Genomic DNA, 26721 nt, shown 5'->3' with positions numbered 1-26721 from the left:
ATCGCTTCGCAGCTTCGCCTACAGGCGACGGGCGATTTCCGCGCCAATCTCGCTTAGTGCCGACCCCCAGCGCTCCCGCGATTGCTCATCACAGGTTTCCTGTGCGCGGTAAAGTGCCTTCTCTGCAGCAGCGACATCGCCCAAATGCAGGTGGCACTGTGCAATTTGTGCAAGCAGAGGCACGGCCTGGATATTGAGGTTATCGGACTGGAAAAGTCCCGCCGCCAACTCCAGGTGATCAATGGCGCGCCCTTGATGTCCTCGACGAATCTCTGCTTGGCCGTTCAAGGTGTGCCACATCGCCCAGCGCAGGTGGCGCGGTGGGGTGTCCGCAGTCGGCTCGAAGCCGTCTTTCTCCAGGTTATCCAGCAAATCCAACCAGTCCGCGGCCTTGTCCATCAGCTTCGGTGCAGAGCCACGGATGGGGCGCCCTAGACTGTCGGTCTGCGGGGCATCAGCCTTGTCGCCGAGCTCCTCGAACCCCTGCATCAGAGTTAGGGCTGCTTCCCAGAGGTTGTTTTCCTCAGCCAATGCCGTGGCGGCGTCGAAAAGCTGCTGCGGGCTAGAAGTCGCGGAATCACCAGAAGTAGTCATGACCTAACACTCTACTTTGTGCCACCGCCAGCACTGAAGTGGGCGGGGCGCTAGTATTCGTCGTCAAGCGACTGAATGATGATGACGTCAAGGGCATCGAGAACAGGATGGCCTTCCCACACGTCGCGGGGCAGAAGCTCTTCGACGCGCCGGGCGTAGGCGGCGGCACCGTCGGAATCACCCGCGTCGAGACGGTATCGAACCCCCGCCAGCAGCGCGCGGGCGGCTTCCTCGCCATCGCCGGACTGCAGGTAGCCCTTCGCGGCGGCTTCCACATGGTTGATGGCCAAAGTGTCGCGGCCAGCGGAGTAGAAGACGTAGGCGGCATCGTCGTGCCAGTCGGCGAGTGACCAGTCGTCGGAGATGAGCTTCTGAGAACGCAGCAGAAGGTCCTCAGCCTCGTTGAGCGTGTGGTCAATGACGGCGGAAGCGTCCTCGGAGACGATCTCGGCGGTGAATTCGGAGCCCTCTTCGGAAATGACCAGGTCAATAACATGAATGATGGAACGTGCAGCCTGGCGGTAGGCCTTGGCAGCGCCCTTGGTATCGCCGTTGCGTTCAAGGTGCTCGCCGTGTTCGATGAGCAGCTTTGCCGCCTGGCGGGGATTATTGCCGAGCCCCGCGGCTGCGGAGGCAATAGAAAAAGCCGCGTCGGTGCGTTCTTCATCGGCGGTAAATGCTGACCAGTGCGCAACTGGTTCGGCAAAGCGCAGCGCCTCGTCAACCTCGTCGGCGTCGAGGAGACTGCGGGCCAGAACGAGCTGGATATCCATGGTGATGGGGTTGACCGGAATGCCTTCGGCGCTGGCGAGCGCGCGGCGGGCAATTGCGGCGGATTCCGCGAAATCGCCGTGGGCGTTGAGAAGCGCACAGAGCAGACGCACGCTGCGAAGCACCGCGACCGTGAGTCCTGCATCGAGACCAGCCTGCACGATTGGGCGTAGCTGGCGGATTGCCTCCGCTTCCTCACCAGCTTCCAGAGAGAGGAAAGCCAGGAATTGGCGAGCTTCAATCGTCGTGGTGACGGGTTCCGACTGAGGGGCTGCCGCGACGCTGGCTGCGATGCGGGCGGCCCTGCGCAGCTCACCACGGCTGTGCGCGAGCTGCGCCTCCAATAGCTTGCGGTCATCAAAACTGCTTCGCTTTGGTGCCCAGCGTGCGGACCATTCAGAGAGTTGACCGGCGATTTCCGCCCGGCGCGCCAGCGATGCTGCGGCACCAGCAACAGCCGCGCTGACCAGGTAGTAATAGGCCTCCCCGGGCTGTGGTGTGGTGGCGACGATGTCCTTAGTAAGACTGATCAGCTCTGGGATTTCGGAGTCCTCGGGGCGCCGGCCGGTGATGGCATCACCTGGGTTGGCGTCGATGAAGGCCTCTGCCTCGGCGAATGCTCCGTAGGAGCGTGCGTGCAAGATCGCGGGGCGGATGTTGGCCTCAGTTGCCCAGCGCAGCCACTCGGCGCGTGCAGCAGCGGCTTCTTCTACTAATTCCAGTTGGTCGGCGACTGCGTGCCTGAGTGCGTGGAATTCGCCAACGACATCGGGGGAGTTGGTAGGCGCGTCGGCCAACCAGTGCGTGTGGGCGAACTTGGTGACAGCGCGCCAACTGGTGACGTGGTCGAGCGTGGCACCGGCCTTGCGGGAAATAACCAGCAACTCCGGGAGAGAGTCCGGCAATGCTTTCAGCGGATTGGGCAGGGGAGGAAAGTCCAGGGGTTCGGACGAGTTCTCCGTTGCTGCTGCGCTTTCTGAATTCCCTGACGCGTAGTCGGCCGCGATGCCGGTATCCCAATCGCCAACTTGAATTCCAGACTCAGAGTTTTCTTCTTCCCACCAGACCATTGGACTATCTTCGCCCGTGGCATCGGGAAGATGCAAAAACTGCTTTGTTTTTCAGACCTGTGCAGTCGGGTGCGCTGTTAATCCGGGTTTGAAAAGCTACGCATTAGTCCACGAACTTCATCGCGCACCGGGTGATCCGGGCCGACTAGGTCGCCGATGCGAACCGCGAACCGGCGGGCGCGTTCCTCATTGTTATCACTAGCAGCAGCACGCACCGCGATGGTCAGTGTGCGGGCGGCGTCGGCAGGGGCGTGGGCTTCTAAGAAAAGCTCGGCAGCTTCGTCGGCGTACTTGTACACGCCGTCGTTGTCCCACACAGACCAGCACAACAGCGCCTGTGCTTCGTGCCACTTGGCCGATTCCCAGGACCCAACCACGTAGCCACGTGAGCGTTCCATCAGGTGGTCGGTCAGCTCACTTGTGGCGCCCACGTTACTGAGTGATAGTGCGGCATCCATCAGAGTTTCCGCAGGCGAAATCGGGGACGAGTATCCGGCACGAATATCGGCCAGCGCGTCGAAGAGCACTGCAGCATGCTCAGTATTTCCCTCTTGGACTGCCGATTCCGCCGCAATGGCACAGGAAAAATCAGTACGTGCGGCATCCTGGGTAGGCTCAGACCACTTTGCAACCGACTCTGCTTCCTGGCCGGCATGACGGAAATCTCCGAGTTCGTACAGTGCCGTTGCCTTCAGCAGCGCGATTTCCATGGTGACTTCACAGTTGGGGTAGTCTGCCGACACATCCTGGGCGCGCTGAGTCAGCTTCAGCATCTCCGCGGCATCGGGCTTGTTATGTGCCACCTCGAAGTTGATGTCTGCCATCTCACGAACCGCGAGAATATAGTCAGTGTCAAGTCTGTGCTGGTCCGCGACTGCCACATTGTTCGACAGCATTCGGAACGCGGTATCGCTATTACCGGTCTCTATCGAGTACCGTGCCAAATTCTGCCTCAGCTCAAGGCCCGCGATTACGGAGCGGTTACCGATTGCATTGAGCTGTGAGGCGCAAAGTCGCGCTGCGTCGACGACTTTCCCGGCTCGGTGCAGCAGTGATGCCTCCGTCAGAGTCTTCGCCAGCGCAATCGACTCAAACTTATCCTCATTTGGCAGTGCACGAATCATCTCGTGCAGCTCCCGTGCCAAGTCCTCGCGGTTGACCTTTCGCAGGGCGCTTGCAATCCGAATCAGCGCGTCAGTCAGTGCCGCCCGCTTCTTCCACTGGCGTGGGCTAAACGGCTCCTCCGCTTCTTCGCTTGCCGACGATTCCTGCGGCCGCGGCCCATCCGCATCCGTGGTCACCGCGCTGTGACTGCTGGTTGGGGCATCCAGATCGTCGGCAAGCACGAGTGCCCGGTACGAGGTGATCTCCCTGCTCATGCGTGCGATGAGTGGGATTTCGGTCTCTGCGGCAGCAGAGGTGGGGCCATCGGCGATAAAGGTGGTGTAGCGGCGGGCTTCATCCGCCGCTAGCCGTGCCCGGGCGCGCCAGTACTCCGGGACGTTGTCGTTATCGGATGCCCATACCATCCAGTTCAGGGCGGCATCGTGCGCAGCCGTCATCATGCCGAGCGATTCGGTGACCTCGCGGACTATGCGGTAAAACGCGCCGACGTGTTCGGTAACGCCGTGGGCTTCCGGGTCAGAAAAGAGCTGTGGGTTGTAGAAATGATGCGCGAAAACTGATTCCAGTTGGCGCGTGGCCAGGGAATTGTCGGCTGCGGTCGCGTCTGCATAGGCTGCGACGAGCTCCGGCAAATCCGGGCTGTTTCCTTCCTGGTTCAACAGCTGACCTTTCTACGACTGGTTACTACTTTCCTTAACACTGTAATGGGTCACTGTGGCGGAGCTAACTTGCGCCACAGTATGAGGGGTTAAATGGGGCAATCGGTATGAACCTAACGTGAGAAAGATATGCTTAGTTCATACTCAAGGGTGCCTTTAAGGGCGAATAGTAGCGAAAACCGTGGATAAAGTCTTTGGCTTTGACCCAGATTTTCAATACTTTGTTGTCATTTCTTTGTCACTCTGAAGTGCTCACGTATGAATCCATCGTGCGAATAGGCGGTTACTAATTAATTATGTTGTCCACTATTGATCTTCGCGGTCAGACTCCCACCACCGCCACTCTGCGTCGAGTGTTGCCGCGTGGTGCGGCAGACGTTGATTCGATGATTCCCACGGTCAAGCCCGTTGTCGATGACGTGGCAGTCCGTGGTGTGGAAGCGGCGATGGAGTACTCCGAGAAGTTTGACCGTATTCGTCCGGCATCCATGCGCGTTCCAGCGGAGGTTATCGATGCCGCGGAAGCTGCGCTGGAAGACGATGTCCGCTCTGCTCTGCAGGAGTCCATCGGGCGCGTGCGCGCGTTCCACGCTGCTCAGAAGCCGAATGATAAGACTGTTGAAATTCTGCCCGGCGGCATTGTCCGCGAGAAGTGGATTCCGGTTTCGCGCGTCGGTCTTTACGTCCCCGGGGGCAACGCCGTCTACCCGTCGTCCGTATTGATGAACGTCATCCCAGCTCAGGAAGCTGGTGTGGAGTCCCTCGTCGTCGCCTCTCCGCCGCAGGCCGACAACGACGGCTGGCCGCACCCGACCATCCTGGCTGCCTGCAAGCTGCTTGGCGTGACCGAGGTGTGGGCCGTCGGTGGTGCACAGGCCGTCGCACTGCTCGCATACGGCGATGAAAACGAGAGCCTCGAGCCGGTCGACATGGTCACCGGTCCGGGCAACATCTTCGTTACCGCCGCCAAACGCCTGTGCCGCTCGGTCGTCGGTATCGACGCCGAAGCTGGCCCGACCGAAATTGCCATTCTCGCAGATAACACCGCTGATCCTGTCTCCGTCGCCTACGACCTGATTTCCCAGGCTGAGCACGACGTCATGGCCGCCAGCGTGCTTATCACCGACGACGCCGATTTCGCCGCCACCGTCGACCGCGAGGTCGAAAACCGCTACGAGGTCACCATGAACGCCGACCGCGTTCGCGAGGCGCTCACCGGCGATCAGTCTGGCATCGTGCTTGTCGACGACATGAATATCGGCATCCAGGTTGCAGATGCCTACGCCGCTGAGCACCTGGAGATCCACACCGAAAACGCGCAGGCCGATGCCGAACGCATTACCAATGCCGGCGCAATCTTCATCGGTCGCTTCTCGCCGGTGCCACTGGGCGATTACTCGGCCGGCTCTAACCACGTGTTGCCGACCTCCGGCACCGCCCGCCACGCCTCGGGCCTGTCAACGCACACCTTCCTCAAGTCGGTCCACATGATTGACTACAACGAGGCCGCGTTGAAGGAAGTTGCCGACAGCGTAGTAGTCCTGGCCAACGAAGAACGACTGCCAGCGCACGGCGAGGCCATCCGTGCCCGCTTTGAGACGCTTCTCGGCTCTGAGATCAATGGCGCAGAAAAGGGGAACAACTAATGAGCAACCAGCCTGAGAATCAGCCACAGCCGTCAGTAGCCAAGTTGGCGCTGGCAGATTTGCCACTGCGCGACGAACTGCGCGGCGAGGAAGCCTACGGTGCCCCGCAGCTCGACGTCGATGTTCGCCTGAACACCAACGAAAACCCGTACCCGCCATCCGATGACCTCATCGCCGACCTGGTGGCGCAACTGGAGAAGGTCGCCTCTGACCTCAACCGCTACCCGGACCGTGACGCAGTAGCACTGCGCAGCGCACTCGCCGACTATGTCACCCGCCAGACCGGCGTGGACATCACCGTCGACCAGGTATGGGCCGCCAACGGCTCCAATGAGATTCTCCAGCAGCTGCTGCAGGCATTTGGCGGGCCGGGGCGCAGCGCAATGGGCTTTGTGCCCAGCTACTCGATGCACCCGATCCTCTCGTCCGGCACGCAGACGGAGTTCATCGGCATCGACCGCGACCCGGAGACCTTCGACATCGACATGGATAGTGCGCTCGCGGCCATTGCCGAGCACCGTCCTGACGTCATCTTCATCACGACTCCGAACAACCCGACTGGCAACCTGACCACGCTCGCTGACCTGCGCCGCATTATTGAAGCCGCGCCGGGCATCGTCATTGTCGATGAGGCCTACGCCGAGTTCACTGAGGAGCCGTCGGCGACAACGCTGCTGGCTGAGTTCCCGTCGAAGCTGGTTGTCTCCCGCACGATGAGCAAGGCTTTCGACTTCGCCGGAGGCCGCCTCGGCTACTTCGTTGCTAACCCAGCATTTATTGATGCTGTGATGCTCGTACGTCTGCCATACCACCTGTCGACGTTGACGCAGGCCGCAGCCACGGTTGCACTCCGCCACTCGGATGCGACGCTGTCGACCGTCGCAAAGCTTGCCGACGAGCGTGACCGCGTCGTAGCCGCCCTGAACAGCTATGGCTACGACGTGATTGACTCGTACTCCAACTTCGTCTTCTTCGGGCGCTTCGCCGATGCCGCGACGGCATGGCAGAGCTTCTTGGATGAGGGAGTACTCATCCGCGATGTTGGCGTGCCCGGTCGTCTCCGTGCCACTATTGGTCTGCCCAGCGAAAATGATGCGCTGCTGGCGGCGGCCAAGAAATTGGCAGCGACCGCGCTGGCTTAAGCGAAATGCTGCCGGTACATCCCACTACAAGGAGAGATCTGACTTATGCACTTCAGTGATAAGGACCATCTGGAGGCAGAGCGCACTGAGCGCGTTGGCCGTGTCGAGCGCGCCACCCGCGAATCGAGCATCGTCTGCTCGGTGAATCTCGATGGCACCGGCAAGACCGATATTTCGACCGGTCTGCCGTTCTTCGACCACATGTTGACCGCTTTCGGCTCCCACGGCAGCTTCGACCTGACTGTGCACGCCAACGGCGACACCGAGGTCGATGCGCACCACACGGTGGAGGATACCGGCATTGTGATGGGGCAGGCCTTCGCCCAGGCGTTGGGGGACAAGTCTGGTATTCGTCGCTTTGGTGACTGCTATATCCCGATGGATGAAACGCTGGCACACGCAGTGGTTGATGTGTCTGGTCGCCCGTACTTCGTTGGCACTGGCGAACCAGAGCAGATGTTGACTGCCGTCATTGGTGGTCACTACGCAACGGTTATCAACGAGCATTTCTTTGAGTCCTTCGCCCTAAATGCCCGTATTGCGCTGCATGTTCGCTGTCTCTACGGGCGCGATCCGCACCACATCACCGAGGCTGAGTACAAGGCTGTGGCCCGTGCCCTGCGTGCTGCCGTCGAGGACGACCCGCGCGTCCACGGTGTGCCGTCGACCAAGGGCACTCTGTAGGTCGCAGCTGAAGTAGACGGCCACTGTAGGAAACCGGAAAATCCGCCTTAGCTGGCATTTTAGGGGAATCGATGGTAACAACGTCTGTAGACGTGCTTTTAGCGCAGGTGTCTACCGCATCGACGCTGAGCACTTATTTTTTGTTCATTGTCGCTGGTCTGCTGGTGGGCGGAACATGGTCACTCTATAAATCCGGATCGAGGGTCGGAACAATTGTCCTTGGTCTCTTATCTGTGATCGCGCTCGCCGGCGCAATTTTGTGGTTGATAGGAGTGATGGAGTAAATGGCGTCCCGGGTGATGGACCGCAGGCAGTTGGACGAACTGGACAGCATGTGGAAAGCGCCCGGACTAGTACCTACGCTAGTCGCCGTGATGGCCGCCTTCGGTGGCTGGTCACTCCTCATGCCTGTCATTCCGCAGGCAATTCTTGACGATGGCGGTGGAACCTCGCTCGCCGGTGCCTACACCGGTGTTTTTATGGCCGCTACCGTTCTCACACAGACGCAGACTCCACGTATGTGTCGCCGTCTTGGCTACGGCATGACCATGCTGATTTCAGGTCTGTTTCTGGGCTTGCCGACGATTCTGCACATCTTTGGCACCGATGCTGCTTTGGTGCTCATCATTGCGGTTCTCCGCGGTATGGGCTTCGGTGCGTTGACTGTCGCCGAGTCCGCATTGATTGCCGAGCTAGTGCCAATGAAATTTCTGGGTAAGGCCTCTGGCGTTCTCGGTGTGGCAGTTGGTTTATCTGAGCTCATTTTCTTGCCACTAGGACTAATCATTGCGGACAAGACGGGTTCTTACACCCCTGTTTATGTCTTGGGCGCCGTCATCTCGCTTGTCGGTTCGTTGATGGCACTCTTTATCCCGAAGATTAAGCCAGCGCCGAAGGAGGGCAAGGGCGGCAAGGAAGACGTCGGCGATCCTGTGCCCGGATCTGCAGCAACTCAGCCGAGCCCCGTTGAGCACGTTGCCACATGGAAGCTGGTGGCCATTCCCGCGCTCGCAATTTGCACGATTGCGATGGGCTTTGGTGGTATTTCCGCATTCCTTGCCCCGGCAGCTCGCGAAATCGATCTGGTCTCCGGTGCGGTTGTGGCTGGCCTGTCGCTGTCTGTTCTCGGTGGCGCGCAGATGGTGTTCCGTTATTTCGCAGGAATCTACGCCGACCGGAAGTCGGAGGCTGGAATTCTGCTGATTCCGGCATTGATCAGTGGTTTTATTGGTCTGCTGATGATGTCCGGCGTGGTTCTCTTTGATTTGTCGGCCTGGCTGCTGCTGGTTGCGGCCGTTTTCTACGGCGCGGGCTTCGGCATAGTGCAAAATGAGGCTCTGCTGCTGATGTTTGCCCGCCTGCCGCGTGACCGTACTGCTGAGGCCAGTGCCTTCTGGAACATGTCCTTTGACTCGGGCACTGGTATCGGCTCGTTCGTTCTGGGAGCCGTAGCCGCGGCTGCACTCCGTCCGTACCCGGCTGTCTTTGCCTTTGCGGCAGCTCTGCTGGCAGTTGGCCTCATTGGTGCGGTGCTCGACCGAATCATCGGAAAGCACCGCGTGGCGGAGTACCAGAACACCCGCGCTACGCTGCGTCGTCTGGGGGATGCCGTGAAGCGTCGTACGCCGGAGGCCGCTGTGCGTGTTGCCCGCCCGGCAAAGAATGCAGTGACGCGTTTGACGGTTCGGGACCGCAAGAAGAAGTAACTACATACAAAGAGACGTTTGAAAAAGAGTGGCTGCGCAAGTTCTTGCGCAGCCACTCTTTTGGTTATTAGATGCAACCCCCGGTGTGGGGTCAGCCGTGCTTGTTTATGCGACGGCGACGTCCATCTCGGTGAAGAGAGCCCGCAGGCGGGTTTCGATATCGTCGATAAGCGACTGCAGCTCATCGTCTGTGAGACTGTCCGGATCTGCGACATCCCATTCCACGTAGCGGTCGCCGGGGACTGCTGGTGTCTCGTCGATGCCCATGAGCACGACAACATCGGCGCGGTGGGAAACGCGGGGAGTAATCGCCTTTTGGGTGAGGCGTGAGGTGTCCACGCCACGGTCGTGAAGAGCCGCGACGACGCGAGGGTTCAGGCCATCCTCTGGATTGAGGCCGATAGTGCGGATAAAGACTTCGTCACCAACCAGGTGGTAGGCCAGGGCAGTGGCAATCTGGCTACGGCCGGAACCGCGACTATCGGCAAAGAGAATCTCTTGGCGCGGGGCGAAGTCCTTGCATCCGCTCGCGGCCTTGATGCGTTCGGTGGCCTCGTGTTCGGCGAGGACGGGGAGGAAGTTAGTCACCTTCGCAGAGTTGGACAGCTCTGCAATGACATCGTCGAGGATGGAATCGATGGTCGCAGCATCGCAGGCTGCACCGTAGAGCCGGTGAAGGTCCTCGCGGACAATGGCAAATGATTTACTAAGAACGGATGCGGTAGTCATGGCGTCGGAGCCTCTCTGTGAAAAAGTAATCAGGGGTATTAGGGATAAATCAATAACTTAGTTAACCTGTTGTTAACCTTGAGTTTACCAAAGTATTCGGTAGTTGTATACCAGTGCTTCTGCCTATCCAGGCAGTTTTCTTGGGGTAAGTGGCAAACATCGATTCCCAGCGCCTTAAAATGTCCAACTATGGAACAAGTCTCACCTTCGACGAAGACCCCGACCGTTGCCATCCTTGATTACGGCTCCGGTAATTTGCGTTCAGCTGAGCGCGCTGTGGCCACCACGGGTGCCGAGGTTATTGTGACCGCCGATCCGAAGACCGTGATGGAGGCCGATGGTCTGCTCGTTCCCGGCGTCGGCGCCTATGCCGCATGCATGGAGGGTTTGCATCGAGTACAAGGGCCGCGCCTGATCGGCTCTCGACTCGCAGGTGGTCGACCAGTGATGGGAATCTGCGTCGGTATGCAGGTGCTCTTTGACCGCGGCGTCGAGTACGCCGACGGCATCCACGCAGCGGAGACCGACGCATCCGCAGCTGTCACCGGCACCCCGGGTTGTGGTGAATGGCCCGGTACTGTCGAGCGTCTCGAGGCGTCGATTCTGCCGCACATGGGCTGGAACACGGTTGAAGTACCGGAAGGCTCAAAGATGTTTAAGGGACTGGAAGATCAGCGTTTTTACTTCGTCCACTCCTACGGTGTGCGCAAGTGGGACCTTAATACGGATTCTCGCATCGCTCCGCCGCTGGTGACGTGGTCTGCCCACGAATCCGATCGGTTTATCGCAGCCGTGGAAAACGGTCCGCTGTGGGCCACGCAGTTCCACCCTGAGAAGTCTGGTGAAGCAGGGTTGAAGCTGCTGCAGAACTGGGTGGACACGCTGTAGTTGCCCAATCGGTAGTATCTGCCCTAACCGCACTACCTGGTAGGTGGCGGAATTTCGCCACCTAGACCACCTATACTGAGATAACTAGCAACAAGCGTCGTGGTGACTATGGCCACAACGCCCAAAGTCGAAGAGAGTAGAGCCCCCATGAGTTTGACCCTGCTGCCCGCTGTAGACGTAGCCGATGGCCAGGCTGTGCGCCTTGTTCAGGGTGCTGCTGGAACCGAGACTTCCTACGGTGCACCGCTGGAAGCTGCCATGAATTGGCAGAACGCAGGCGCTGAGTGGATCCACCTGGTCGACCTCGACGCCGCGTTTGGTCGCGGTTCGAACTACGACCTGCTTGCCGACGTTGTGGGCAAGCTCGACGTGAAGGTAGAGCTCTCCGGCGGTATCCGTGACAACGCTTCGCTCGAAGCTGCGCTGGCCACCGGCTGCGCCCGTGTCAATATTGGCACCGCCGCACTGGAGAATCCGGAGTGGTGCCGCGAGGTTATCGCCAACTACGGCGACCGTGTAGCCATTGGTCTGGATGTTCTTAACGAAGAGGGGCAGTGGCGCTTGCGCGGCCGCGGCTGGGTCTCCGACGGCGGTGACCTCTGGGAGGTGCTGGAGCGCCTGGATGCTCAGGGTGCATCCCGTTTCGTGGTGACTGACGTCTCCAAGGACGGCACCCTGCAGGGGCCGAATGTGGAACTGCTGCGCGAGGTCGCTGCTGCTACCGATGCTCCAATCGTCGCTTCCGGCGGTGTCAGCAGCCTGGACGACATTGCAGCTATTGCCACACTGGTCGATGAGGGCGTTGACTCCGCAATTGTGGGTAAGGCGCTCTACGCAGGGCGTTTCACCCTGGAAGAGGCCCTGGCAGTAGCTCGCGGCTAAAAAGAACACTTTCGTGGCCGGACCGGGGAGACGTCGTCAAGCGAAAGCGTTAACGAGCAAACGGCACCCCGGCTGAGACGGCGGATGAAGGACTTAGAAAAGTATGGATGCCCTGGAACCGCGGGCGATGCTCGCTATTGCTGAAGCGGCGCTCGATGAGGTTGAAGGCCTGTTCACGCAGCAGGTGGGCGCGGACCCGATTGTCATGAAGCCGCGCGGAGATTTCGCGACGGAGACTGACCTGGAAATTGAGCGTCGTCTGCGCAAGCTCCTCACGCAGTATTCTGGGCTGCCCGTCTACGGCGAGGAATTCGGTGGCAAAGTCCCCGAGGAACATACCGCCTGGGTCATCGATCCGATTGACGGCACCACGAACTATTCCAACGGTTTTCCGCTGTGTGCCATGCTGCTCACACTCATGCATGAGGGGGAGCCGGTGGTCGGCATCACCTCCATGCCTCTGCTGCGCCGTCGTATCACCGCAGCTAAGGGCAGCGGCACGTTTGTCAACGGCCGTCGCGTCAACATCGATGCCGAGGCTGGCCGTCCGGTTTCGATTGCCTTCGGGTCCGTCATCGCGAGTACTGACGGCACACTCCCGCGCAAGTGGCGCCAACTGCTGCTGTCAAAGGTGGGCGAGCGCTATCCGACGATCCGAATTACCGGCTCTGTCGGAGTGGACTTGGGCTCCACTGCGATGGGGGCATTCGGCGGCACCGTGACTTTCTCGCCGCATGTGTGGGATAACGCAGCTGGTGTACTGCAGATTTCCGAAGCCGGTGGCGTGGTCACGGACTTGGCGGGCAATCCCTGGCGACATGATTCGGTAGGCGTGCTGGCGGGAACTCGAGATGTTCATGCCACGCTGCGGTCGATTATTGACCAACTGGGTCGTCCGGAGACCTTCCGGAGCTAAAACGTGGGCAATGCCCCGAGCTGGGTGGTTGCGCAAACCGTCGAGCCACAATTTTGAGCTAACACGAGGAGAACTTAAAAACCATGTCTCTGGCAGTACGCGTGATTCCTTGCCTGGATGTCAACAATGGGCGGGTCGTCAAGGGGGTTAACTTTGAGAATCTCCGTGATGCCGGCGATCCGGTGGAGCTGGCCCGCCGCTATGGCGAGGAGGGTGCTGATGAGCTGACCTTCCTGGATGTCACGGCTTCCAAGGATGGCCGTGGCACCATGCTCGAGGTGGTGCGCCGCACCGCGAGTGAGGTCTTCATTCCGCTGACGGTTGGCGGTGGCGTGCGCAGCGTCGAGGATGTCGATCAGCTGCTCCGCGCCGGAGCCGACAAGGTCAGTGTCAATACCGCTGCGATTGCACGCCCGGAACTGCTCAGCGAGCTGTCGCGTCGTTTCGGCGCGCAGTGCGTCGTCCTGTCGGTGGATGCCCGCCGTGTTCCCGAGGGAGGCACGCCCCAGCCGTCGGGCTTCGAGGTCACTACGCATGGTGGTTCCCGCTCGGCCGGAATCGACGCCGTCGAGTGGGCGCGCCGCGGCGAGGAACTCGGTGTCGGCGAGATTCTTCTGAACTCCATGGACGGCGACGGCACCAAGGACGGCTTCGACCTGGAGCTGCTGGAGAAAGTCCGCGCTGCCGTCGACGTCCCGGTGATTGCCTCTGGCGGTGCGGGCAAGGCAGAGCACTTCCCGCCAGCAGTGCGCGCCGGTGCCAACGCGGTGTTGGCCGCATCCATTTTCCACTTCGGCGAGGTCAGCATTGCTGAGGTTAAGGAAGAGATGGCCCGCGAGGGAATCGAGGTGCGCCAGTGACTGGTCTAGCCCCGGGCGCTGCAGCTTACGGCGCCGGCGACGATCCGCGTGAGTACACGCTCCCAGCAGATATCGCGAACATCGCCAAGTTCAACGCTGACGGCTTGATTCCCGCTATTGTGCAGGAGGAATCCACTGGCCGCGTGCTCATGATGGCGTGGATGGATTCCCACGCACTGGCATATACCATCGCTACCAAGCGCGGCACCTACTGGTCGCGCTCCCGGTCCGAGTACTGGATTAAGGGGCTTACCAGCGGCCATTTCCAGACCGTGACATCGCTGGCGTTGGACTGTGATGGCGATACCGTGCTGATGCAGGTAGTGCAGGACGGCGCGGCATGCCACACTGGCTCGCACAGCTGCTTTGACGTGCATCCCGTGTTCGAGGACTAGGCAGTCAACCCCGGCTGCCGAGGTGGGGATTTCGTCGTCAAGCGCGCCCACCTCCGGTGAAGTCCGGGGTTAAGTGATGTGCAATCCGGGTGCGTGGCACAATAGCGGCTATGACTCGTATCACCATGACCACGCGTGAGCGCTTTCGTGAACTGGCTGCACACCATCGGGTCGTGCCCGTGGTTCGCAAGGTTTTGGCGGACGGCGAAACGGCGCTGTCGGCCTACCGCAAGCTCGCGGCCGATCGTCCCGGCACTTTCTTGCTGGAGTCCTCCGATGTGGGGCAGTCGTGGTCGCGCTGGTCATTTATCGGTTGCGGCAGTCGTGCTGCGCTGACGGTGGATGATGCGGGGGAGGCAACCTGGATTGGCAATGCGCCGTCGGGTGCGCCAGAGGGCGGAAATCCGTTGGATGCTCTGCGTCGCACGCTGGAGCTGCTGCACACGGAGCTTCCGCTTGCCGACGATGCCTCGGTACCCAAGCTCACCTCTGGTCTCGTTGGCTACTTCGGGCATGACATTGTCCGCTACATCGAGCCACAGCTGCCGGATACCACTGACAATGATTTGCAGATTCCTGAGCTCATGCAGTTGCTGGTGGAGGACCTGGCTGCTTTTGACCACCACGAGGGCGTGCTGTGGCTGATTTCTAATGCAGTGAACTGGGACGGCTCGGATGAGCGGATTGACCAGGCGTATGACACCGCCTGTGATCGGGTCAATGCGATGGTGGAGCGGCTGTCGGGGTCCTCTGATCTGCGTCCGGCGGAAATTAGCTTCCCAGAGCCGGTGATTCGTCGCCAGCGCGCCGCCGACGACCACATGGATCGTATTGAGCGTTGCAAGGACCACATCCGAGCTGGTGATGCGTTCCAGATTGTGCTCTCGCAGCGGTTCGAGATGGACACGCAGGCGTCAGCATTTGATATCTACCGCATCCTGCGGGTTTCCAATCCGTCGCCCTACATGTTCCTGGTCAACGTTCCAACCAAGGACTTCTCCGCTACCGCTTTTCAAATTGTCGGTTCCTCCCCGGAATCACTCGTGGCAGTTCAGGGCAGTGAGGTCATCACCAATCCCATCGCGGGCACACGTCCGCGCGGTGCCACGGTGGAGCAGGACAATGCGCTGGAAGCTGATTTGCTGGCAGACGAGAAGGAAAATAGTGAGCATCTGATGCTCGTTGATCTTGGCCGCAATGACCTCGGACGTGTCTGCCGCCCAGGCAGTGTTGTTGTGCACGACTTCCGTCATATTGAGCGCTACAGTCACGTTATGCATCTGGTCTCTACGGTCACCGGCGAGCTTTCCAGCGACGCCACTGCCGTCGACGCGTTCGCGGCCACCTTCCCAGCGGGAACGCTGTCGGGTGCGCCGAAGCCTTCCGCGCTGAGCATTATCGACAAGTTCGAAGACACGCGTCGGGGTGTTTACGGCGGCACTGTTGGATACTTTGACTTCCGGGGCAATACCGATCAGGCAATTGCCATCCGCACAGGTGTGAAGAAGGGCGATACGGTCTATGTTCAGGCTGGCGGCGGAATTGTCAGTGACTCTGACCCGGTGGCAGAGGATGAGGAGACCCGCAACAAGGCCGCGGCCGTGCTGCGAGCTGTCGCGGCAGCTGAGACACTAGTCCCAGCGGAAAGGAGCTAGGTTTTCGATGAAGTCGACAACGATGCTCTCCGGTGGCCTCATTGGCGTGGCCGCAGCGGGAATGTGGTTGTGCAGCCGAAGCGCGTGGCTGACGGTCGATACTGTTGATGACAAGTCCGGTCCAGCGACCACAGATTTGGTGGGCGCAGTTTGGGCTCCAGAGTTGACGTCGATTGCGCTGGCAATGGTGGCTGCACTGTTTGCCACCACCATTTTGGGCTCACTGGGGCGCCGTATTGTCGGTGGCCTCGCGGCGCTGCTCGCAATTGCGGCGTCGTGGACTCCGATGACTCTGCTTGCCAGCGGAGAAGACGGTGTGGACTCCCAGCGGGCACTGGATTTGTTGACGTCGGGAAGCGCCTCACAACGCGCCAGTGATGCGGTGACTGTGGCAGACTGGGCGCAGATCTCAGCGATTGAAGTGCATGCGATGGGGCCAGCCCTGGCCTTGCTGTGCTGCGCATTGGCGCTGGTCGGGGCGGTATTGTTGGTGCGTCGACCGGGTACTGTGAAGAAGCAGAAGTCCAGCGCGTATGAGACCCCGGAGGTACGCCGTCAGCGTATCGCCGAGGACCTGGAGGAAGACCCACAGTCGGGTCGAGTTCTGTGGGATGCTTTGGATGCCGGTGTAGATCCTACGGATCTGGATAAGGAGTAAGGCCGTGGCTAACGTTCTGGACAAGATTATTGAGGGCGTGCGGGAAGATCTCGCTGCTCGGGAAGCCAAGATTTCCTACGGTGAAATCAAGGAGCTCTCGCTGAAGGCGCCGTCGCCGATTGATGCCGTGGCGGCACTGGCTAAGCCCGGGGTGCAGGTGATTGCAGAGGTCAAGCGTGCCTCTCCGTCGAAGGGAGAGCTGGCTGACATCCCTTCGCCGGAGGTCTTGGCGGCAGAGTACGAGCAGGGTGGCGCGGCTGTCATTTCCTGTCTGACTGAGGAGCGCCGCTTCCGCGGTTCGCTCGCCGACCTCGATGCCGTGCGCCGCGCGGTCAACATTCCAGTGCTGCGCAAGGATTTCATCGTCACTCCGTACCAGGTCCATGAGGCCCGCGCACACGGTGCCGACCTGGTGCTGCTGATGTGCTCCGCTTTGGATCAGCCGACGCTGGAATCCCTGCTGGATCGCACCGAGTCGCTTGGCATGAACGCTCTGGTTGAGGCGCACACCGAAGAAGAGGTCGAGCGCGCCGAGGCCGCTGGTGCCAAGATCCTCGGCATCAACGCCCGCAATCTAAAGACCCTCGACGTGGATCTCTCCGTGTACGAACGCCTTGCGCCGATGTTGCCGGATCATGTTGTGAAGGTGGCAGAGTCCGGTGTCAAGGGGCCGGAGGAACTGCGCTACTACGCCTCCCACGGCGCCGACGCGGTACTGGTGGGCGAGGGCCTGGTTACCGCGGGCAAGCCGGGTGAGGCTTGCCGACGTCTCGTTGCCGCCGGTGTCCACCCGACACTCCGCAGCGAGTAGTGATAGACCGCAGTTGCGATAAGCAGCTGTACCGCGCTGCGAACTGCGCCTAGTTTAGTTGCGTGTCACACCTGTTGTGCTGGCACACCACAGTTTCTTAGGCCTTATGTCCCCGCAACCGGTGGGGATAGTCCACAATAGATAACTGTGAGTGACCAAGATTTCAAGAATCATGATGCCCGCGGTGACCGCCTGCCCACGATGGGTGAGGTTATCGCGGAGACAACGAACCACGAATCAGATGCCATTGGGCACTGGGGTAAGTGGGGCGGCCAGTTTGTGCCGGAGGCGCTGATGGCCGTTATCGGTGAGGTCACCGATGGCTACGCGAAGGCCCGCGTTGATCAGGATTTTCTCGATGAGCTCGACCGGCTTCAGCGTACTTATGTCGGACGTCCCTCGCCGCTGTACTACGCGGAGAAGTTCTCCGCTGATATCGGCGCTGACGTCTGGCTCAAGCGCGAGGATTTGAATCACACCGGTAGCCACAAGATTAATAACGTCTTGGGGCAGGTTCTGCTTGCTAAGCGCATGGGCAAGAAGAACATCATTGCCGAGACCGGTGCCGGCCAGCACGGTGTCGCAACCGCGACTGCCTGTGCGCTGCTCGGCCTTAACTGCCGTATCTACATGGGCAAGGTCGACGCAATCCGCCAGCGCCTCAATATCGCCCGCATGCGCCTGCTTGGTGCCGAGGTTATCGAGGTCGAGATTGGTTCGAAGACTCTCAAGGACGCGATCAATGAGGCCATGCGTTTTTGGGTTTCACACGCCGATGACACCTACTACTGCTTCGGCACTGCAGCCGGCCCGCACCCGTTCCCAACAATGGTGCGCGACTTCCAGCGCATCATCAGCGCCGAGGCACGCCAGCAGATTCTCGCGGAGACCGGCTCGCTTCCCGACGCTGTCGTGGCCTGTGTCGGCGGCGGTTCTAATGCGATCGGCGCGTTCCACCACTTCATCGATGATGAATCGGTTCGACTGATTGGCGCTGAAGCTGGCGGTGACGGTGTTGAGACCGGTCGCCATGCAGCACCGATTTCGGCCGCCGGTAATCCGGGTGTGTTCCAGGGCTCCTTCGCAGCCCTGATGCAGAACGAGGACGGTCAGATTACAGAGTCGCACTCGATTTCCGCGGGTCTGGATTACCCGGGCGTGGGCCCGGAGCACTCTTACCTGGCTGATATTGATCGCGCGTCCTACCTGCCGGTGACCGATACCCAGGCGATGCAGGCATTCCAGGATCTGACTCGGATGGAGGGCATCCTGCCCGCTATCGAGTCCGCACACGCGGTAGCTGCCGCCCGACTCATCAGCGATGATCTGAATGAAGAGCTGGGCCGTAAGCCGCTGATTATCGTCAATGTTTCCGGTCGCGGTGACAAGGATGTCGACACCGCTGCTAAGTGGTTTGATCTGATGGAGGAGTCCTAAATGAGTCTGAGTGACGTCTTTGACAAGGTCCGTGAGGAAAACCGCGCAGCATTTATCGGCTACTACCCAGCGGGTTTCCCGACCACCGATAAGTCGATTGAGAACATCAAGGCGATTGTCGACGCTGGCGCCGACATCATCGAGGTTGGTCTGCCTTTCTCCGACCCGATGATGGATGGCCCAACTATTCAGGATGCCGCCAACGTGGCTCTGGATGCGGGCTTCCGTACCCGTGAGATTATGCGGGTGGTTCGCGAAGTCACCGAGCACGGCGGTACCTGTGTGGTCATGAGCTACTGGAATCCGATTCTCCAGTATGGTCCGGAGCGTTTCGCCGAGGACTTGGCCGCCGCTGGTGGTCGGGGCACCATTATCCCGGATCTCATCCCCGAGGAGGCCGGCCAATGGCAGCGTGCAGCTGAGGCCAATGGTCTGTCCAACATCATGTTGGTGGCCCCGTCATCGACCAACGAGCGTCTGCAGCTAACTGCCACCGCGTCGACCGGCTTCGTCTACGCCACCAGCCACATGGGTGTCACAGGTGCCCAGGCTAGCGTCGACTCGGCCGCCGGCAAGTTGGTTGCCCGCACGCGCGAGGTCACCGATACACCGGTGTGCGTCGGTTTGGGTGTCTCCAATGGGGCACAGGCCGCGGAGATTGCCGAGTTTGCAGATGGCGTAATCGTTGGCTCGGCACTGATCAAGGCCGCGATGAAGAGCACCGATGACCTGGTAACGCTCGCCCGCGAACTCGCCGCGGGCGTACGAGGAGAGAGCTAGCGCATTTATGAGTTCCACCCTTGTTCTCGCTGAAACTGCAACGACGTATCTGGCCAACATTCCCTCTCCGCCGCAGGGGGTGTGGCAGTTAGGACCGCTACCACTGCGCGGTTACGCGATTTCCATCTTGGTTGGCGTACTCGTCGGCATTTACTGGATGCAGCGCCGCTACGCGGCCAGGGGTGGAGACCCGGAGTTAGTCCTCGACATTGCCATTGCGGTTATTCCTGCGGGCATTATCGGCGGCCGTCTCTACCACGTCGCCACCGACTGGGAGAAGTACTTCGGCCCCGGCGCCAATCCCGCCGATGCACTGAAAATCACCAATGGTGGTCTCGGCATCTGGGGCGCGGTGGCGCTGGGAGTGCTAGCCGCGTGGGCGGTTGCTAAGTGGCGGAAGGTGCCGTTTGCGCCAGTTCTTGACGCGGTCGCACCCGCAATCATCCTTGGACAGGCCATTGGGCGTCTGGGCAATTGGTTCAACCAGGAACTCTACGGTGGCCCAACGTCACTTCCGTGGGGTCTGGAAATTTACCAACGAGTTGATGAGTTTGGTCGGGTTACCCCTGTCACCGGAACGTCGACAGGCGAAGTGCTGGCCGTGGTGCATCCAACGTTTCTCTACGAGATGGTGTGGAACGTCCTCGCCTGTCTGGTCATTGTGTGGGCGGACCGAAAGTTCAAGATGGGCGGCGGGCGCGTCTTTGCGCTCTATGTCGCGGCCTACACTTTGGGGCGTTTCTTCATTGAACTCATGCGCGTCGATGACGCAACGCTGATATTCGGTGTGCGTATTAATAACATCACGTCGCTCGTGGTCTTTTTCTGCGCTGTCATTGCTTTGTGGATTCTGCGGGCCAAGAGCCGCGAAACCGCAGCTGAAGTCAGGGGAGAGCGCGAGGCTGCTGAAGCTCACAGTGCTTCCAACTGACGCATAGCCCGTTAAGGGACTAGGCTGGAGGCCGTGCTTAGACGAACGAAGATTGTATGTACCCTCGGTCCAGCAGTTGCTTCGCTGGAGGGGATTACCGGGCTGGTCAACGCCGGCATGGATGTTGCCCGCCTGAATTTCTCTCACGGTGAGCATGAGGACCACGCTCAGAACTACCACTGGGTGCGTGAAGCATCCGACGCTACGGGACATGCCGTCGGTATTCTCGCCGACTTGCAGGGACCAAAGATTCGCCTCGGTCGTTTTAAGGAAGGCTCGACGTATTGGGCTGACGGCGAGATTGTCCGCATCACCGTCGACGATGTCGAAGGCACGCACGACCGCGTCTCCACCACGTACAAGAATCTCGCTGACGATGCCCGTCCGGGCGATCGCCTGCTTGTCGACGATGGCAAGGTGGGCCTGGAGTGCATCGAGGTAGATGGCAACGATGTGGTGTGCCGTGTCATCGAGGGCGGTCCGGTCTCGAACAACAAGGGTGTTTCCCTGCCGGGGATGAACATCTCGGTGCCGGCTCTGTCGGAGAAGGATATCGCCGACCTGCGCTTCGCTCTGAAGCTGGGAGTCGACTTCATCGCGCTGTCCTTCGTCCGTTCGCCTTCCGACGTCGAACTGGTCCATGCGGTCATGGATGAGGTTGGCCGTCGTGTCCCGATTATCGCCAAGCTGGAGAAGCCAGAGGCAGTCGAGTCTCTCGAGGCCATCATCCTGGCTTTCGATGCCGTGATGGTCGCCCGTGGTGACCTTGGTGTTGAGGTGCCGTTGGAAGATGTTCCGCTGGTTCAGAAGCGCGCTATTCAGATTGCCCGCGAGAACGCCAAGCCGGTCATCGTCGCCACCCAGATGCTCGACTCCATGATTTCGAACTCGCGCCCGACTCGTGCGGAGGCCTCCGACGTGGCCAACGCTGTGCTCGATGGCGCAGATGCCGTGATGCTCTCGGGTGAGACCTCGGTTGGTAAGTACCCGCAGTCCACGGTTAAGACCATGGCTCGCATCGTCACCGCCGCTGAGCGCGAGGGGGAAGTTCCTGCGCTGACCCACATGCCTCGCACGAAGCGTGGTGTGATTTCCTACGCAGCTCGCGATATCGGTGAGCGCTTGAATGCCCGCGCTATGGTTGCTTTCACCACCTCGGGTGATACCGCTCGCCGTGTGGCACGCTTGCACTCTCGCCTGCCGCTGCTGGTATTCACTCCGAATCAGCAGGTTCGTTCGCAGCTTGCGCTGACGTGGGGTGCGGAGACCTTCTTGGTGCGCGAGGTTAACAGCACGGATGAGATTATGCAGGTCATCGATGAGCAGCTCTTGACCATGGAAAACTACAACGCTGGCGACACGCTGGTCGTTGTTGCTGGTACCCCTCCAGGAAATGAGGGCAATACCAACATGATTCACGTCCACGTTATTGGCGAGGACGCTCGCTAGCTCTCTGGCGCGTTGGGAAAAGCCGGTAAGCCCTTTTGGGGCTTACCGGCTTTTTGCTTGGAGCCTTTCGACCTGGGCTGTCGGGCTGTTTGGTGGGATCTTTGCGCTGTGCGCGGTGGCAAGCGGCCGGCACGCAGCTCTTACTTTGCCAAGTAGGACAGTACGGCGGCAGCGGCGGCAGAAGTCGCGGAGGTAGCCGTCGGCTCGAAGTCCGGCAGGAATGTCGGCATGTGATTCGACGGTACGTCTTCGACCACGCGGTCGGCAGCAACGGCGGCTTCCCACGTATCCCGAGGTGTGGCGCCAACGGTCCAGTAGACATATGGGCAGTTCAGTCCACGCGGCAGGTCTGAGAAGTCCTCCGATGCGGTCCACGGCACAGCATCGGTGGAATCGTCGCCGAGCACAGCGTCCATGACCGGGCGAATCGTGGCAAACGCCTCCGGATCATTGTCAGTGACTTCGCCGTGATCGGAGTACTCAATCACAGGTTCAACCTCAGTGCCGGAAGCCAGGCACCCGCCACGAACAACGCGCTCAATGCCCGCAATGAGCTTCGCGCGCACATCGTTGGAGTAGTAGCGAATGTTCAGCACAATCTTGGCTTGGCCAGGGATTGTGTTATTCGAATTGCCGGACTGCAGCGTGCCGACGGACAAAACACCAAACTCGTGGGGAGGAATCTCGCGCCCCACAATTCCTTGCAAGCGCAGAACGACTGCGGCAGCCAAGTATGTCGGGTCAATGGCGTTGTGTGGCATAGATCCATGTGCGGAGCGACCTGTCAGCGTGATGCTAATGGTGTCACAGCCAGCAAGTGCCGGGCCGGGCATGGTCATTACCTGACCTGCGGGGCCGGGAACAATGTGCTGGCCGAAGCACACATCTGGGGTCGGGATGAGGTCTGCCAGGCCGTCGTCAATCATGGCCTGTGCACCGCAGGCCAGTTCCTCGGCGGGCTGGAACAGGGCAATGAAAGTACCCGACCACTCAGACTTAGTTGCTGCCATCAGGCTAGCCAGCCCAAGACCGGCCGTCATGTGCATGTCATGGCCACAGGCGTGCATGACGGCGGTGGCAGAACCATCGCGGGCGGTACCGGTGGCAGAGGAAGCGAAGTCCACACCTGTTTCCTCGAAAACGGGAAGCGCATCGATATCAGCGCGGAACAGCACGGTAGGGCCGGGGCCATTTTCCATGACACCAACGAGGCCGTGACCGCCGATTCCCTCATGCACTGTGTAAGTGCCCATGTCGCGAAGAGCACCGGCCAGATACGCGGCAGTTTTCTCCTCCGCCTGAGATAGCTCCGGGTGCTGGTGCAGGTAGCGGTAGATTTCCCACTGCCGGTCCAATGGCACTCGATGGGTGGCGATGAGGTCGCGAATGCGGCTCAGTCGTGCTTCATTGTTGCTCACCTGGTTTAAGACTCCTAACTTCTCTCTACTCTGTGCCAGAGACCTACAGTCGCGACCCGTCTTCGACGAGCGGGTTGTATTTCAGTGAGTTTGGCTGGCACTGGCACTCGGTCGCAATGTGAATGCTGTCCGAGATTTTTCCGGTCTCCCGTAAACGGTACATCTCCGGGACAACGCGGTCGCGCAGATCCCATGGGGAGATGGTGTTCAGATAAATCTTGGTGCCACCTTCAAAGCCGGCCAAGTTCGAGGTGCGCCACTTAATCATTACGCGCCACGGCATGCGGGCATCCAAATCGACAGGGCGGTGGTGCCATTCCTCGTTACACGGAATGGTGGGGCCGGCAGCGGCATGACATGCGTGAATCAGGTCCGACATTGCGTCGATCTCAGCCCGGGTTTGCAGCCACGGTTCGCAGACATCTGACTTCGAGAAAATCTCCAGCGTCGGGTAGCGGTGTCCGAATCCTGCGAAAGCCACCGCGTGCTCGTTTTCCGCGATAACCAGGTTGTGGCGGGCCGCATAGTCCACTGCGTATTCGTTGTAGATATTCGGGTTCTTGCGCACCGCCTGCACTTCGCGCTTGAGCTGCTCGCCGTGCTCATCGATGGCCACAAGCTGCTTGTGCAAGTGATCGAAGCTGGCGCCTGCCGGCTTCAGCCAGTTTTGGAACGCGGCCACATAACGCACGTAGTGGTTACGTCGATACAGGTCAGCAATCGACTCGACGGTAAACGCGATAAGTGCACGGTGCTCGGCAACACTCAATGTGCCAGAAGAAGCCAGCTGGTTATCGTGGGTAGCGCCGTCGACAAAGTGACGACGGGCAACAATCACATCGTGGCCGCCGGCGAAATAGCTTGGGGCGCGGCGCAGCAATTCCTCGTCGGAAAGCGCGCTGATTTCCTCTTCGCTGCGTCCAGCGGCGCGGTAGCGCGTGCGAATGATGTTGAGCACGTGCTCGCGGCCCTTCGGGTCATCGAGGTAGGCCTCCATGCGTTGCTGAGTTTCGCGGTCGGGCTCGAAGCCGTAGTTTTCCGACCAATAGTCATAGGAGACGATCTCGAACAGGTTGGGCACGCGGCGGAACTCCGCAGTGGTGTCGAAGAGCTGGTCGGGCAGTACTCCGGTCACCGTGCTGTAGCCGCCGAATACCGATTCGTCGAGGACAACGCGGGCCTTCTCCGGCGGGGTTTGCAGCAGGTTGTTCCAGCCAAAGGAGTCGCGGGATCCAAAATCCTCCTCGCTCAATGGCTGCGGATCCGTGTGCTTAATTCCCAACGGCCGATTGCCACGACCTGGGACTGTCCACACCTGGGTACCGGAAAAAGGATTGACTTGCTTCACCGTGCCGTCGGCAAGCGTGATGAGGGGATTGCTGAAAGCCTGCATAAGTCCAACACTACGTCTTTGCTGGCGGTCGGCGCGCCAATGTAGGGGGACAGGGCTTGACGACGGTTAGCTATTGTCTGGCCGTCTCGCGTGGCTTAGCCTGTGAAGTTATGTCGAAGATTGTTTTTCACTGCCTGGTGAAGCCGACCGAATCGGAGGCGCTGGCCGAGGCATTTCGTACCAAGTTGAGTGAGTTTGACCGCGCCGGGCGAATTAGTGACGTGGATGTTTCGGTGGCGTCGGCGGACACTGACGCGCAGTTGGTGGAGCAGTGGGAGCGTGAGAACCCGAAGGAGCCGTTGGGGGATAGGAAGGTATTCCGTTATCTCTTGAGCTTCGATCAGCACGGCGGTTCTCTCAATGAACTCGCTATGGACCTCTCTGAGCTACTGACTCCGCGTGCAGAATTGCCCCCGGACCCAGTGCTGCGTGAGTTCGACGAAATGCTCGAATCTGTTGCGACGTATCCCTGGAATGTTGCCGTATTTAGGTAATTTCCTACCTAATTCGTGAAAAGTGTAAGCCTCCACAGAGTCAGTGATTGGCTTGGCCAACGGGTGTAGCGCAAATCGCTACGAGTTTTCCCAGCAATATGCCGTTGTATAATTATGTCCGCTTCAATATCTACAGTTGCCCAGTCCTTGTGCACACAACCTGTGCCACCGAGTTACGGCAACCGGGAAGTGGTTTACAACCGCTGACGGTTTGTTCTTCGTGGGCGCCATAATGGTTTCGCAGAGAGGTTTATTTTGAATATCGAGCAGAAGGTTTCGGGACTCTATGACCAGATTCTCACCCGAAACGCCGGTGAGCCGGAGTTCCACCAGGCAGTGGCAGAAGTTCTGGAGTCGCTGAAGGTCGTCCTGGAAAAGGACCCACACTACGGTGACTACGGCTTGGTTCAGCGTCTGTGTGAGCCGGAGCGTCAGATCATTTTCCGCGTGCCGTGGGTCGATGACCAGGGGAAGGTCCAGGTCAACCGTGGCTTCCGTGTTCAATTCAACTCTGTGCTGGGCCCGTACAAGGGTGGTCTGCGCTTCCACCCGAGCGTGAACCTCGGCATCATTAAGTTCCTGGGCTTCGAGCAGATCTTCAAGAACTCCCTGACCGGCCTGCCGATCGGTGGCGGCAAGGGTGGCTCCGACTTTGATCCGAAGGGCAAGTCCGAGCTAGAAATCATGCGCTTCTGCCAGTCGTTCATGACTGAGCTGCACCGCCACATCGGTGAGTACCGTGACGTCCCGGCCGGTGACATCGGCGTCGGCGGCCGCGAGATTGGCTACCTGTTCGGTCAGTACCGCCGTATGGCCAACCAGCACGAGTCCGGCGTTCTCACCGGTAAGGGCCTGACCTGGGGCGGTTCCCTGGTTCGTACCGAGGCCACCGGTTACGGCTGTGTCTACTTCACTGAAGAGATGATGAAGGCCAACGGTGCTGACATCAACGGTGCCAAGGTCATCGTTTCCGGTTCCGGTAACGTCGCCATCTACGCCATTAAGAAGGCTCAGGAGCTCGGCGCTACCGTCGTCGGTTTCTCTGACTCTTCCGGTTACGTCTCCACCCCGAACGGTGTCGACGTCGAGCTGCTGAAGGAAATCAAGGAAGTTCGTCGTGCTCGCGTCTCCGAGTACGTCGCTGAGGCTGAGGGCGCTGAGTTCCACGAGGGTGGCAACATCTGGGAGCTCAAGGCTGATGTCGCACTGCCGTGTGCAACTCAGAATGAGCTCAATGGCGAGTCCGCCAAGCTGCTGGTCGACAACGGCTGCCGCTTCGTTGCTGAGGGCGCAAACATGCCGTCCACCCCGGAGGCTATCGAGGTCTTCAAGGCCAACGGTGTCCACTTTGCGCCGGGCAAGGCTGCCAACGCTGGCGGTGTTGCAACCTCCGCTCTGGAGATGCAGCAGAACGCTACCCGCGATTCCTGGTCCTTCTCCTACACCGATGAGCGCCTGAAGCGCATCATGACCAACATCTTCAAGAACTGCGAAACCACCGCCGCTGAGTACGATCACGAGGGTAACTACGTGCTCGGTGCCAACATCGCAGGCTTCAAGAAGGTCGCTAACGCAATGCTGGCTCAGGGCGTCATCTAGTCTGCTAACGTTTCCGCTTTACGACGGAT

25 protein-coding genes are annotated in these 26721 nt (G+C 59.9%); 19 read left to right on the top strand and 6 right to left on the bottom strand.

Translation table 11 applies throughout. The features are described from left to right. Window positions 1-18: 18 nt before the first annotated feature. The 3 genes from QP982_RS06500 to QP982_RS06490 form a co-directional block, all read right to left on the bottom strand. Window positions 19-594, bottom strand: coding sequence for a hypothetical protein (locus QP982_RS06500; protein ID WP_070606981.1), 576 nt, complete (start codon window positions 592-594; stop codon window positions 19-21). A 50-nt stretch (window positions 595-644) separates the two neighbouring features. Continuing rightward, window positions 645-2435, bottom strand: a complete 1791-nt coding sequence (locus QP982_RS06495) for a hypothetical protein (RefSeq protein ID WP_284870328.1) — start codon at window positions 2433-2435, stop codon at window positions 645-647. A 77-nt stretch (window positions 2436-2512) separates the two neighbouring features. After that, entirely contained in the window at window positions 2513-4219 is a 1707-nt protein-coding gene (locus QP982_RS06490; RefSeq protein ID WP_284870327.1) for a hypothetical protein, read from the bottom strand. A 296-nt stretch (window positions 4220-4515) separates the two neighbouring features. Here QP982_RS06490 and hisD point away from each other — a divergent pair, with 296 nt between their 5' ends. The 5 genes from hisD (at window position 4516) to QP982_RS06470 (ending at window position 9397) form a co-directional block, all read left to right on the top strand. Then, on the top strand, window positions 4516-5865 hold the full coding sequence (hisD, locus tag QP982_RS06485) for a histidinol dehydrogenase (protein ID WP_284870326.1): 1350 nt from the start codon (window positions 4516-4518) through the stop codon (window positions 5863-5865). Next, window positions 5865-7007: a histidinol-phosphate transaminase gene (locus QP982_RS06480; RefSeq protein ID WP_070429587.1), complete on the top strand. Its 1143-nt coding sequence runs from the start codon at window positions 5865-5867 to the stop codon at window positions 7005-7007. The genes hisD and QP982_RS06480 overlap by 1 nt, the downstream gene beginning before the upstream one ends. Window positions 7008-7052: 45 nt before the next feature. Beyond that, entirely contained in the window at window positions 7053-7691 is a 639-nt protein-coding gene (gene hisB / locus QP982_RS06475; protein ID WP_005510321.1) for an imidazoleglycerol-phosphate dehydratase HisB, read from the top strand. Between the two features lie 71 nt (window positions 7692-7762). Continuing rightward, a complete protein-coding gene (locus QP982_RS10700; protein WP_016422950.1) occupies window positions 7763-7975 on the top strand; it encodes a CG2302 family histidine operon protein in 213 nt (70 codons plus the stop codon). Continuing rightward, the gene (locus QP982_RS06470) at window positions 7976-9397 is read left to right on the top strand and encodes an MFS transporter (protein ID WP_016422949.1); all 1422 of its coding nucleotides are present in this window, start codon (window positions 7976-7978) and stop codon (window positions 9395-9397) included. Window positions 9398-9502: 105 nt separating this feature from the next. Here QP982_RS06470 and QP982_RS06465 read toward each other — a convergent pair whose 3' ends face one another. Beyond that, window positions 9503-10126, bottom strand: a complete 624-nt coding sequence (locus QP982_RS06465) for an arsenate-mycothiol transferase ArsC (protein ID WP_284870325.1) — start codon at window positions 10124-10126, stop codon at window positions 9503-9505. Between the two features lie 189 nt (window positions 10127-10315). Here QP982_RS06465 and hisH point away from each other — a divergent pair, with 189 nt between their 5' ends. The 12 genes from hisH (at window position 10316) to pyk (ending at window position 21788) form a co-directional block, all read left to right on the top strand. Then, window positions 10316-11014, top strand: a complete 699-nt coding sequence (gene hisH, locus QP982_RS06460; RefSeq protein WP_016422947.1) for an imidazole glycerol phosphate synthase subunit HisH — start codon at window positions 10316-10318, stop codon at window positions 11012-11014. Window positions 11015-11161: 147 nt separating this feature from the next. Further along, window positions 11162-11896: a bifunctional 1-(5-phosphoribosyl)-5-((5-phosphoribosylamino)methylideneamino)imidazole-4-carboxamide isomerase/phosphoribosylanthranilate isomerase PriA gene (gene priA, locus QP982_RS06455; RefSeq protein WP_016422946.1), complete on the top strand. Its 735-nt coding sequence runs from the start codon at window positions 11162-11164 to the stop codon at window positions 11894-11896. A gap of 103 nt (window positions 11897-11999) precedes the next feature. Next, window positions 12000-12812: an inositol monophosphatase family protein gene (locus tag QP982_RS06450; RefSeq protein WP_284870324.1), complete on the top strand. Its 813-nt coding sequence runs from the start codon at window positions 12000-12002 to the stop codon at window positions 12810-12812. An 83-nt stretch (window positions 12813-12895) separates the two neighbouring features. Beyond that, a complete protein-coding gene (gene hisF / locus QP982_RS06445; protein WP_070566039.1) occupies window positions 12896-13672 on the top strand; it encodes an imidazole glycerol phosphate synthase subunit HisF in 777 nt (258 codons plus the stop codon). Next, the gene (hisI, locus tag QP982_RS06440; protein ID WP_070566041.1) at window positions 13669-14067 is read left to right on the top strand and encodes a phosphoribosyl-AMP cyclohydrolase; all 399 of its coding nucleotides are present in this window, start codon (window positions 13669-13671) and stop codon (window positions 14065-14067) included. Before hisF ends, hisI begins: the two co-directional genes overlap by 4 nt. Before the next feature lie 110 nt (window positions 14068-14177). Then, window positions 14178-15722: an anthranilate synthase component I gene (locus tag QP982_RS06435; protein ID WP_070566043.1), complete on the top strand. Its 1545-nt coding sequence runs from the start codon at window positions 14178-14180 to the stop codon at window positions 15720-15722. A 7-nt stretch (window positions 15723-15729) separates the two neighbouring features. Continuing rightward, on the top strand, window positions 15730-16380 hold the full coding sequence (locus QP982_RS06430; RefSeq protein WP_016422943.1) for a TIGR02234 family membrane protein: 651 nt from the start codon (window positions 15730-15732) through the stop codon (window positions 16378-16380). A gap of 4 nt (window positions 16381-16384) precedes the next feature. Continuing rightward, on the top strand, window positions 16385-17191 hold the full coding sequence (trpC, locus tag QP982_RS06425; RefSeq protein WP_016422942.1) for an indole-3-glycerol phosphate synthase TrpC: 807 nt from the start codon (window positions 16385-16387) through the stop codon (window positions 17189-17191). A 147-nt stretch (window positions 17192-17338) separates the two neighbouring features. Beyond that, on the top strand, window positions 17339-18628 hold the full coding sequence (trpB, locus tag QP982_RS06420; RefSeq protein WP_016422941.1) for a tryptophan synthase subunit beta: 1290 nt from the start codon (window positions 17339-17341) through the stop codon (window positions 18626-18628). Beyond that, window positions 18629-19408 carry a tryptophan synthase subunit alpha gene (trpA, locus tag QP982_RS06415; RefSeq protein ID WP_016422940.1) on the top strand — a complete coding sequence of 260 codons (780 nt, stop codon included), beginning with the start codon at window positions 18629-18631 and terminating at the stop codon, window positions 19406-19408. It begins immediately after the preceding gene. A 7-nt stretch (window positions 19409-19415) separates the two neighbouring features. Beyond that, window positions 19416-20339, top strand: a complete 924-nt coding sequence (gene lgt, locus QP982_RS06410) for a prolipoprotein diacylglyceryl transferase (RefSeq protein WP_284870323.1) — start codon at window positions 19416-19418, stop codon at window positions 20337-20339. A 33-nt stretch (window positions 20340-20372) separates the two neighbouring features. After that, window positions 20373-21788 carry a pyruvate kinase gene (pyk, locus tag QP982_RS06405; protein ID WP_016422938.1) on the top strand — a complete coding sequence of 472 codons (1416 nt, stop codon included), beginning with the start codon at window positions 20373-20375 and terminating at the stop codon, window positions 21786-21788. A gap of 140 nt (window positions 21789-21928) precedes the next feature. Here pyk and QP982_RS06400 read toward each other — a convergent pair whose 3' ends face one another. Continuing rightward, a complete protein-coding gene (locus QP982_RS06400) occupies window positions 21929-23206 on the bottom strand; it encodes an amidohydrolase (protein ID WP_284870322.1) in 1278 nt (425 codons plus the stop codon). 43 nt (window positions 23207-23249) lie between these two features. After that, on the bottom strand, window positions 23250-24599 hold the full coding sequence (locus QP982_RS06395; protein WP_284870321.1) for a DUF4921 family protein: 1350 nt from the start codon (window positions 24597-24599) through the stop codon (window positions 23250-23252). 110 nt (window positions 24600-24709) lie between these two features. On the opposite strand from QP982_RS06395, the gene QP982_RS06390 reads away from it, so the two are divergent. Continuing rightward, window positions 24710-25093 (top strand): hypothetical protein, encoded by a 384-nt coding sequence (locus tag QP982_RS06390; protein WP_042388759.1) that lies wholly within the window; start codon window positions 24710-24712, stop codon window positions 25091-25093. Between the two features lie 255 nt (window positions 25094-25348). Beyond that, window positions 25349-26692: an NADP-specific glutamate dehydrogenase gene (gene gdhA / locus QP982_RS06385; protein WP_016422934.1), complete on the top strand. Its 1344-nt coding sequence runs from the start codon at window positions 25349-25351 to the stop codon at window positions 26690-26692. Window positions 26693-26721 lie beyond the last annotated feature (29 nt).

Origin of the sequence: Corynebacterium sp. MSK019 (assembly GCF_030232425.1) — a bacterium.
In the GTDB taxonomy this organism is placed as follows: domain Bacteria; phylum Actinomycetota; class Actinomycetes; order Mycobacteriales; family Mycobacteriaceae; genus Corynebacterium; species Corynebacterium jeikeium_D.
This window is presented reverse-complemented; position numbering and strand designations above follow the sequence as displayed.

Coding starts and splice junctions, on each gene's coding strand:
- QP982_RS06495 (WP_284870328.1), bottom strand. CDS start 2,435: ATGGTCTGGTGGGAAGAAGAAAACTCTGAGTCTGGAATTCAAGTTGGC.
- QP982_RS06390 (WP_042388759.1), top strand. CDS start 24,710: ATGTCGAAGATTGTTTTTCACTGCCTGGTGAAGCCGACCGAATCGGAG.
- QP982_RS06435 (WP_070566043.1), top strand. CDS start 14,178: ATGACTCGTATCACCATGACCACGCGTGAGCGCTTTCGTGAACTGGCT.
- QP982_RS10700 (WP_016422950.1), top strand. CDS start 7,763: ATGGTAACAACGTCTGTAGACGTGCTTTTAGCGCAGGTGTCTACCGCA.
- priA (WP_016422946.1), top strand. CDS start 11,162: ATGAGTTTGACCCTGCTGCCCGCTGTAGACGTAGCCGATGGCCAGGCT.
- hisH (WP_016422947.1), top strand. CDS start 10,316: ATGGAACAAGTCTCACCTTCGACGAAGACCCCGACCGTTGCCATCCTT.
- QP982_RS06470 (WP_016422949.1), top strand. CDS start 7,976: ATGGCGTCCCGGGTGATGGACCGCAGGCAGTTGGACGAACTGGACAGC.
- hisD (WP_284870326.1), top strand. CDS start 4,516: ATGTTGTCCACTATTGATCTTCGCGGTCAGACTCCCACCACCGCCACT.
- hisF (WP_070566039.1), top strand. CDS start 12,896: ATGTCTCTGGCAGTACGCGTGATTCCTTGCCTGGATGTCAACAATGGG.
- trpA (WP_016422940.1), top strand. CDS start 18,629: ATGAGTCTGAGTGACGTCTTTGACAAGGTCCGTGAGGAAAACCGCGCA.
- QP982_RS06395 (WP_284870321.1), bottom strand. CDS start 24,599: ATGCAGGCTTTCAGCAATCCCCTCATCACGCTTGCCGACGGCACGGTG.
- QP982_RS06450 (WP_284870324.1), top strand. CDS start 12,000: ATGGATGCCCTGGAACCGCGGGCGATGCTCGCTATTGCTGAAGCGGCG.
- lgt (WP_284870323.1), top strand. CDS start 19,416: ATGAGTTCCACCCTTGTTCTCGCTGAAACTGCAACGACGTATCTGGCC.
- QP982_RS06500 (WP_070606981.1), bottom strand. CDS start 594: ATGACTACTTCTGGTGATTCCGCGACTTCTAGCCCGCAGCAGCTTTTC.
- QP982_RS06465 (WP_284870325.1), bottom strand. CDS start 10,126: ATGACTACCGCATCCGTTCTTAGTAAATCATTTGCCATTGTCCGCGAG.
- QP982_RS06480 (WP_070429587.1), top strand. CDS start 5,865: ATGAGCAACCAGCCTGAGAATCAGCCACAGCCGTCAGTAGCCAAGTTG.
- hisB (WP_005510321.1), top strand. CDS start 7,053: ATGCACTTCAGTGATAAGGACCATCTGGAGGCAGAGCGCACTGAGCGC.
- QP982_RS06430 (WP_016422943.1), top strand. CDS start 15,730: ATGAAGTCGACAACGATGCTCTCCGGTGGCCTCATTGGCGTGGCCGCA.